Here is a 6,749-nt window from a genome sequence, read left to right as displayed (position 1 = left end):
TGTGGCGCTCGGCCCTGAGCAGTTTCGAGATCTGAGACTGCGAGATTCCCGTGCGCGACGCGAGTTCGGTCTGCGTCACGAGCGACTCCTCGGTGAACGTCCGCAGCTGTTCCGCGATCGAGCGCGTAAAGGGATCGCGCACGGCTATCACAGCGCGACCGTACCGGCGAGGTGTTGCATCCCTGGGTGTTGCAAACCGTTAGTTCGAATGAACTACCATTCGACGCACTGCAGACCGGGGGGTTTAGCAGTTGGAAGGATCTACGCAGCATGTTCGACCGCCTCTCGCGCACCACCGGTGGCGCGCTCGTGATCGCCGGTTTTGGCACCCTTGTCGCCGCGGTCGCGTTCATCGTGTTTGGCATGACTGTCGCCCTTCGTGGTGGCGCTGAGATTGTCACGGTGGGGGTTCTCGCCTCGACCGCGCGATCGCGCGGTGTGCGACCGTCAGAACTGTTCGGCGAGTTGGGCCTGCACAGCGTCGAGTAGATCGCCCGGCGACAGGCTTAGTGCACGGGCGATTCTCCCGAACGTAGGAACGGGTATGTCTCGCTGCCCATTGAAGTAGCGCAGCAGTGTATTGCGGGGGATTCCCGTCGCGCTCGCGATCTCGGGGAAGCTCATCTGCAGCCGCGCCCGAGCGGCGCGCAACTCGGCCGCCAGTGCGGCCGTGTACGCCTCGGCATAGGGATCAGTTTCAGGTGCCATGCGGGCACAATAGCACCGGCGTGGATGGAAAAGCGCCTAATTGGGTGCTATTGACTCCGTTTCGGTGAACGGCTATTCGACTTACACAACAGCACCCGTTCGGGTGCTATGGTCGCCGCATGGCAACCGAAACCGCTGACCGCATCGAGGTCGCGAAGCTCGTCGAAGCGGCCCGCACCGAGGCCGACCGTTCCGTCGCATGGCTCGCCCGCAAGGCCGGGATCTCGGCATCGTCGCTCCGTCGCAAGCTCGACGGCGACGCCGATTTCTATCTTTGGGAGATCGCCCGTATCGCGGCCGCGCTCGGCCGCAAGGTGAGCGAGTTCCTGCCCGCCGGCTGGGATGCCGCGCCTGCAGCTGCCGGGCTCGCGGCATGACCGGTATCGAGCGGCAGTACACCGCACCCGAGTGTGCCGACGTCGCGCGTCAGCACATCGTGACGATCCGCCTGCGCCTCGAAAGCGGAGAACTGCACGGCTCGCAGCGAAAGGTCGGCGGTCGTTGGCTCGTCGCCGAGTCCTGCCTGCAGGCGTACCTCGCCGGCCAGAGGTGCGCGCACCAAGCGGCGCCCGCCGGCAACGTCACCAAGCTGCGCCGCAGCGCCTAAGACCACCCACCCGAACCGCTCACGAAAGGGCACACACATGACGGTTCACATCGACACCCTGACCGCAGAACTGGCGATGGACGAATGGACGGCCGCAGAGATCCGCATTCGCACGACGGCAGCACTCGCGAAAGCTGACGTGCTGGACGCGCTGAGCAAGCGCCTGCACGAGAGCGACCGATTCGACGCCGCGCTCGGCATCTGGCGCGAGTTCATCGACGGCCGGCGCTCGGCTGACCGCATCGACCCGATCCTGCAGCCCGAACTGGACGACGTCGTGACCGTGTTCCTGCGTGTCATGCGTTGGCTGAGCGAGATCGAGATCGTCTCCGCAGCACGCGAGGCGTTCGGCGACGTCGCCCTCGCACACGCGAACGACGCCGGCAGCCTCTCGTGGTCGCCCACCGACAGCATGCTGTGCCTGCGATTCCGCGGGCTGCTGCTCGACTCGCTCGTCGTCCTCAGTGACGACCGCGGCAGCGACCGCATGCTCACGGCGCACCCCGCCCTCGCCTCGGGGGCTGCCGCGTGAGCCCCGTCGACGCGACCGTCGTCGCGCCCCAGCGCACGGCGCCCCGCCCCGCACCCGTCGCGCCCACGATCGACGAAGTTCTCGAACAGGCGCGCGACCGCATCGCCGTCGCCACGCTCGACGCCGACGTGCGGGCGCTGCGTCGTGAGCAGGTCCGCATGGCCCTGGCCCACGTGCACGAAACGCTCAACAGCAAGTCGCCCACGCGCGCTTACGCCGAGGTGTCAGACCTCGCTCGCGCGCGCATGGTCGAGGCCGTGGGGCAGCAGGCACACGCACGCACGAACGGCCACCGCGTATGAGCGACACCCGTCGAGTGGTCGCCGTCCCGGGGCGCCCGCCCGTCGTGCGCCCCGAGGCCGCCCGCTGGCGCGCCGAGCGTCACGAGCGCCGCGCCCGCGCCGATCGCGACGACAAGCGCATCGACCGCGCCGAGCGTCGAGCCGAGCGCGCCGACGCCGGCGCCCTGTTCCCGCTCGGCTCGACCGTTCGGGCGGTGTGACGTGGGACAGGTCGAGCGCACCCGGAATACCGGCCCGATCACCTCGGCCGAGGCTGCCGCGTCCATCACGCTGCGCCACTCGCAGGGCGAAGTGCTCGCCCTGTTCACCCTCGAAGCCCGCCCCCTCACCGACGGCGAACTCGTCGAGGCCGCAGCACGCTGGGGCTCGACCTACACCGGGCAGCGACTGCGCTCAGCCCGCAAGGAACTCAGCCGGATGAACCTCATTCACGAGGTGCCCGGCACGTTCCGCCCTGGCCCCACAGGTAAACGGCGCGCGCACGTGCACGCCCTCGCCGCGGCGTAGCCGCTCGCGCCACGCTCACCGCCCCCTCACCGCAGGGCGCGGCCGTTCGGCCTGCGCTCGACAGTCTCGACGACCCCGAAGGAACGCACGATGAAATCGAAGATCCTCGCCGCATTGATCGCGGCATCCGTCCTGCTCGTCGCCGGCTGCTCGCCGATCAGCCACGGCACGATCACCGGCAAGCACACCGAGCCCGGGTATTTCGTCACGACGACGTCGTGCCACACCTCGGGGAAGTCGACCGCATGCGTGCCCTCGACGTACTGGCACCCGCCCGCGTGGCGGTTCGACCTGCGGCTCGATGACGAGTCGGGATGGGTGTACGTCGACAAGAGCACGTATGACGAGTACAGCGTCGGCGAGGTGTACCCGTGAGCCGCGCCGTGCAGCCGTTGCTCATCATCGTGCCCGCCGGCGCGAGCCCCGACGACTGGCACGACGGTCGCGACGCCGGCGTGACCGCGTCCGAGATCCACCGCATAGCTCAGGGCGGGCGGCAGACGCACCGTGCGATCCTCGGCGAGAAGCTGAACGGGCGCGCGTTCCGCGGCAACTCTCACACCCGCCGTGGCCACGTGCGCGAGGCCGAGCTACTGCACTACGCGACCTATCTCGCGTCGATCGTCAGCCCGAACACGGCGCTGTTCGGCCACCCCGAGCACCCGCTGCACCGCTGCACCCCCGACGGCACCGGCATGGACGACGAGCACGGCCTGTTCGGCGTCGAGGCGAAGTCGCACGACCATCAGTGGGACAGCGACGAGATCCCGGCCGACCACTACGACCAGATGCAGTTCGGCATGTGGGTGCTCGGGTTCGACTGGTGGCTGTACGTCTGGGAGGTCATGGGCGCCGACGGCGAACCCACCCTGGCCGAGCCCGAGCACCGGTGGGTGGCCCGCGACGAGGCGCGCATCGCTCGACTCGCCGCCGAGGCCGACGCGTTCATCGCCTGGCGCGACGCCGGCGCACCCGAGCACGACGACCTGCCCGATGACGTCGACGAGGCGATCGCCGTCTACGCCGACGCGAAAGCCCGCGAGTCGGCCGCGAAGCGCGACGCGGCCGCAGTGCGCCCCGAGATCGACGCGTGGCTCGCGAAGCACCCCGGCCAGACCGTGCGCGTGGCCGGCACCCGCGGCGGCATCGTCCGCACCGCCGACGACCTGCTCGTGCTCGACGAGGCCGCATGGAAGCTCGCCGACGAGGCCGCATGGCAGCGGTACGAGGAACTCGCGCAGCAGGCAGCTGACGCTGACGCGCACGCCCACGACCTGCGCGTGCAGGCCGCAGCCCTGGCCGACGCAGCGATCGCCGCCGGCCACTCCACCACCGAAACGAAGTACGGGAACGTGCGCCTTGACGCACCGAAGGGATCTAAGCGATGAACACCGACGACGCACGCGCAGCCGTGCAGGCATCCGGGCTGCTGGAAGCTCTCGACGGACCGCACTTTCACGTCGGCGTGCCGCCCACGCACCCGCTGGGCAGCGCGAGCAGCTGGACGCCGGCATTCCTCCCCACCGCCGAGCAGCCGCACCCCGATTTCGCCCGCGTCATCATTAAGCGCACCGGCCAAAGCGCCCGCGAGGTCGTGATTGCGTGGGCCGAGTACGAGGCTCGCGAAGAGGTCACGCCCAACTGGAACGCGACCCGCACCGCAAGCCCCATGACCGTGTTCGGCGGCGAATGCGAGCGGCACGCCTACCTCGTGGTGTTCGCCGACGTGCTCGCCCCGCTGCTCGACGCCGAACGTGCCGCCGCTGTTCTCGACGGCATCCGTGTCGCCGGCACGCCGGCTCGCGACTGGGCGAGCGAGATCGCCGCGGCATCCGACGCCGCCGCCCTCGTCACGCTCTGGGAAGAGGCGAAGGGACAGCGCACGCCCGAACTCGAACGTGCGATGGTCGACCGCCGGCAGCAGCTGACGGCACCGCGGCCCACCGCCGCGGCCGTCACGCCGGCCCCGCAGGCTGCTGAGTCGGCCACCCCGCGCCCGTCGACGCCGGCGCGACCCGCCGCGACGCCCCGCCCGCCGCGCCGTGAAGTGCCGCAGCTGGCCGAGCCCGTCAAGCCGGGCGCGCCGCGCAAGGCGTCGTCGCGCGCCGAGCGTGACAGCGGTCGCCGCGGGGGTGGTCGCCGATGAGCGGCAAGGTGAAGCACCGCACGGGCGCCGGCGCAGCGCTCAACCCCGACCACGTCGGCATGCACCGCGGCATCGTCGCCGGCGTCGTCGTGACCCTGCTCGCGGCCGTGCTCACCTCGTGGCACGGGCTCACCCTCGTGGCCGAGTGGCAGGGGTTGCCCGAGCCGATGCGGTGGGTAACCCCCGTCATGGTCGACGTGCCCCTCGTCGTCCTCACCGCAGCACGCGGAGCCCTCGCGAAACGAGGCATCCGCACACGCGGGATGCTCGCCGGCATCGTCGCGCTGACGCTGTTCTCGTCGACGGCCAACCTCGTGCACTCGCTCGATGGGGCCGATCTCGCCACCGTCGCAGTGTGGGGCGGGGCGGTCACGAACGCGCTCGCGCCGTGGCTGATCCTTTCCATGACCGAGGTTCTGTGGATGGTGGTCACCCGCCCCGGCGAGCGTCGGCGTCGCGAGGTCGCCGCATGATCGCCCTACTGTGGGCGGCGATGGTGCTCACCATCGGCACCCTCGGCGGGCTCGGGTCGGCCGTCAGCCGGCGGGATCGCCGCGGTGCGACGACGATGCTGCTCGCCGTGGTAGTCGGGATGGTGCTCACCGCGGCGATCGCGCGGGCGCTGGTGGCGACGTGGTGAAGCCGGGCGAGTTCCCCGACGCGGTCGTCGACCTCATCTGGGAGCGCGATCGCGGATGCTGCGCCCTCTGCGGCGTGGGGCTCGTCTGGGAGCGTCGCGGTGAACCGTTCGGTGGGTGGTCGGTGCAGCACCGTGAGGCCCGCAAGCAGGGCGGCGCGAAGGGTCGACCGTGGGTTGCCCGGGCAGCGAACGGCGTCGTGCTCTGTGGCACCGGCACCACGGGATGCCACGGCGACGTCGAGCACCACAGCGACAACGTGAAACCCGTCTGGGGGTTCTCAGTGTCCGCGCTCGGAATCCGCCGGCCCGTCGAGGTGCCGCTACGTCACGCAGCCCTCGGGTGGGTGCTGCTCAACGACGCCGGCGGATGGGAACCCGTCGACGAGCCCGTCGACGATCTGGCCGCGGCGGCATGACCCGGCGTGAAGCGAGCCGGCGGGCGATCGAGCAGGGCGTCGGACAAACCGAATGGCTCGACGTCGACGCGGCGAAACGGGAGGGGGCGCAAGGTGTCGTGTTGCATGGGCGCGCAGTCTAAGGGCCAGCGGCAGGCTTCCCGCGTTCGTCCCGGGTTCACCCGCCGCGGGCTCCGTGAGGTCGGCGCGTGAGCGCGCTCGTGCGGGCGGGGTTCGCAGACTACCGGGCCGCGAGGGATGCCTACGACTCGGTGCTGACCCTGGCCTACGACCGTGCCGAGGCTGCGACGAACGGTGCTCTGCTGAACGCCCGCGGGAAAGCGAAAGGCGTCGACCCGGCGACGCTGTTCCTCGGGCCGGCGGTGCGGGCATACGCCTACGCGTCACCGGAACTCGTCGAGCACTGGGAGCAGCACCCGCGTGTGACGTTCACCGAGTTCGAGCAGTGGTGGATTCGCGAGCGCGAGGCCGAGTATGTGGCGGCGATCGCATGACCTGCGCCCCCTCGACCGCGAGCGGATGCAAGCTCGGCTGCTGCGCGCCCGAGGTCGCCACGCTGCCGAACGGCGGCTGGTCAGACGACGGCACAAAGGTCGACCCCCGTCGGCGCGAGCATCTGCGCCGGGAGTGGGCGGCTACCTCGGCTCGCATTGACCGGATGCAGTCGGACTACCCGCGATGCAAGCTCTGCCGGCAGCCGTCGATGATGCTCGACGCGGCCGGGCTCTGCTCGAAGATCAGCGACGCGCACAAGGCCCACCGGGTTCGCCTCGGGCTGCCCCCTGTGCCAGCGCCCGCTCAGAAAGGACGGCGACGGTGAGGTGGTCACGGGAGTTGATCGCTCGCGGCAAGCATGTGCCGCAGTCCGTCCCGGTCGAGGGTCATCACCCG

16 protein-coding genes are annotated in these 6,749 nt (G+C 70.4%); 14 read left to right on the top strand and 2 right to left on the bottom strand.

Translation table 11 applies throughout. The annotated features are described in order from the left end of the window. The coding region (locus LQV45_RS35890; protein WP_374208220.1) for a helix-turn-helix domain-containing protein at positions 1 to 79 on the bottom strand (79 nt) is incomplete at its 3' end. A gap of 191 nt (positions 80 to 270) precedes the next feature. On the opposite strand from LQV45_RS35890, the gene LQV45_RS15060 reads away from it, so the two are divergent. Beyond that, positions 271 to 489: a hypothetical protein gene (locus LQV45_RS15060; protein ID WP_230007731.1), complete on the top strand. Its 219-nt coding sequence runs from the start codon at positions 271 to 273 to the stop codon at positions 487 to 489. On the opposite strand, the gene LQV45_RS15055 is transcribed toward LQV45_RS15060, so the two are convergent. Then, entirely contained in the window at positions 448 to 708 is a 261-nt protein-coding gene (locus LQV45_RS15055) for a helix-turn-helix transcriptional regulator (RefSeq protein WP_230007730.1), read from the bottom strand. The two genes, LQV45_RS15060 and LQV45_RS15055, sit on opposite strands and share 42 nt — an antisense overlap. Before the next feature lie 119 nt (positions 709 to 827). On the opposite strand from LQV45_RS15055, the gene LQV45_RS15050 reads away from it, so the two are divergent. The 13 genes from LQV45_RS15050 (at position 828) to LQV45_RS14990 (ending at position 6,352) form a co-directional block, all read left to right on the top strand. Further along, entirely contained in the window at positions 828 to 1,085 is a 258-nt protein-coding gene (locus tag LQV45_RS15050; RefSeq protein ID WP_230007729.1) for a helix-turn-helix domain-containing protein, read from the top strand. Then, on the top strand, positions 1,082 to 1,315 hold the full coding sequence (locus tag LQV45_RS15045; protein WP_230007728.1) for a helix-turn-helix domain-containing protein: 234 nt from the start codon (positions 1,082 to 1,084) through the stop codon (positions 1,313 to 1,315). Before LQV45_RS15050 ends, LQV45_RS15045 begins: the two co-directional genes overlap by 4 nt. Before the next feature lie 37 nt (positions 1,316 to 1,352). Further along, positions 1,353 to 1,847, top strand: coding sequence for a hypothetical protein (locus LQV45_RS15040; protein WP_230007727.1), 495 nt, complete (start codon positions 1,353 to 1,355; stop codon positions 1,845 to 1,847). Further along, positions 1,844 to 2,149 (top strand): hypothetical protein, encoded by a 306-nt coding sequence (locus tag LQV45_RS15035; RefSeq protein ID WP_230007726.1) that lies wholly within the window; start codon positions 1,844 to 1,846, stop codon positions 2,147 to 2,149. Before LQV45_RS15040 ends, LQV45_RS15035 begins: the two co-directional genes overlap by 4 nt. After that, positions 2,146 to 2,349 carry a hypothetical protein gene (locus LQV45_RS15030; RefSeq protein ID WP_230007725.1) on the top strand — a complete coding sequence of 68 codons (204 nt, stop codon included), beginning with the start codon at positions 2,146 to 2,148 and terminating at the stop codon, positions 2,347 to 2,349. The genes LQV45_RS15035 and LQV45_RS15030 overlap by 4 nt, the downstream gene beginning before the upstream one ends. A gap of 1 nt (position 2,350) precedes the next feature. Further along, entirely contained in the window at positions 2,351 to 2,656 is a 306-nt protein-coding gene (locus LQV45_RS15025; protein ID WP_230007724.1) for a hypothetical protein, read from the top strand. A 90-nt stretch (positions 2,657 to 2,746) separates the two neighbouring features. Beyond that, positions 2,747 to 3,031, top strand: a complete 285-nt coding sequence (locus LQV45_RS15020; protein ID WP_230007723.1) for a hypothetical protein — start codon at positions 2,747 to 2,749, stop codon at positions 3,029 to 3,031. After that, complete coding sequence (locus LQV45_RS15015) at positions 3,028 to 4,044, top strand: YqaJ viral recombinase family protein (protein WP_230007722.1); 1,017 nt, start codon at positions 3,028 to 3,030, stop codon at positions 4,042 to 4,044. The genes LQV45_RS15020 and LQV45_RS15015 overlap by 4 nt, the downstream gene beginning before the upstream one ends. After that, positions 4,041 to 4,802, top strand: a complete 762-nt coding sequence (locus tag LQV45_RS15010) for a hypothetical protein (protein WP_230007721.1) — start codon at positions 4,041 to 4,043, stop codon at positions 4,800 to 4,802. The genes LQV45_RS15015 and LQV45_RS15010 overlap by 4 nt, the downstream gene beginning before the upstream one ends. Further along, entirely contained in the window at positions 4,799 to 5,275 is a 477-nt protein-coding gene (locus LQV45_RS15005) for a DUF2637 domain-containing protein (protein WP_230007720.1), read from the top strand. The genes LQV45_RS15010 and LQV45_RS15005 overlap by 4 nt, the downstream gene beginning before the upstream one ends. Further along, a complete protein-coding gene (locus LQV45_RS15000; protein WP_230007719.1) occupies positions 5,272 to 5,442 on the top strand; it encodes a hypothetical protein in 171 nt (56 codons plus the stop codon). The genes LQV45_RS15005 and LQV45_RS15000 overlap by 4 nt, the downstream gene beginning before the upstream one ends. Next, positions 5,436 to 5,858 carry a hypothetical protein gene (locus tag LQV45_RS14995; protein ID WP_230007718.1) on the top strand — a complete coding sequence of 141 codons (423 nt, stop codon included), beginning with the start codon at positions 5,436 to 5,438 and terminating at the stop codon, positions 5,856 to 5,858. Before LQV45_RS15000 ends, LQV45_RS14995 begins: the two co-directional genes overlap by 7 nt. 188 nt (positions 5,859 to 6,046) lie before the next feature. After that, on the top strand, positions 6,047 to 6,352 hold the full coding sequence (locus LQV45_RS14990; protein ID WP_230007717.1) for a hypothetical protein: 306 nt from the start codon (positions 6,047 to 6,049) through the stop codon (positions 6,350 to 6,352). Positions 6,353 to 6,749 lie beyond the last annotated feature (397 nt).

It is taken from the genome of Microbacterium sp. Bi128 (genome assembly GCF_918698205.1).
This window is presented reverse-complemented; position numbering and strand designations above follow the sequence as displayed.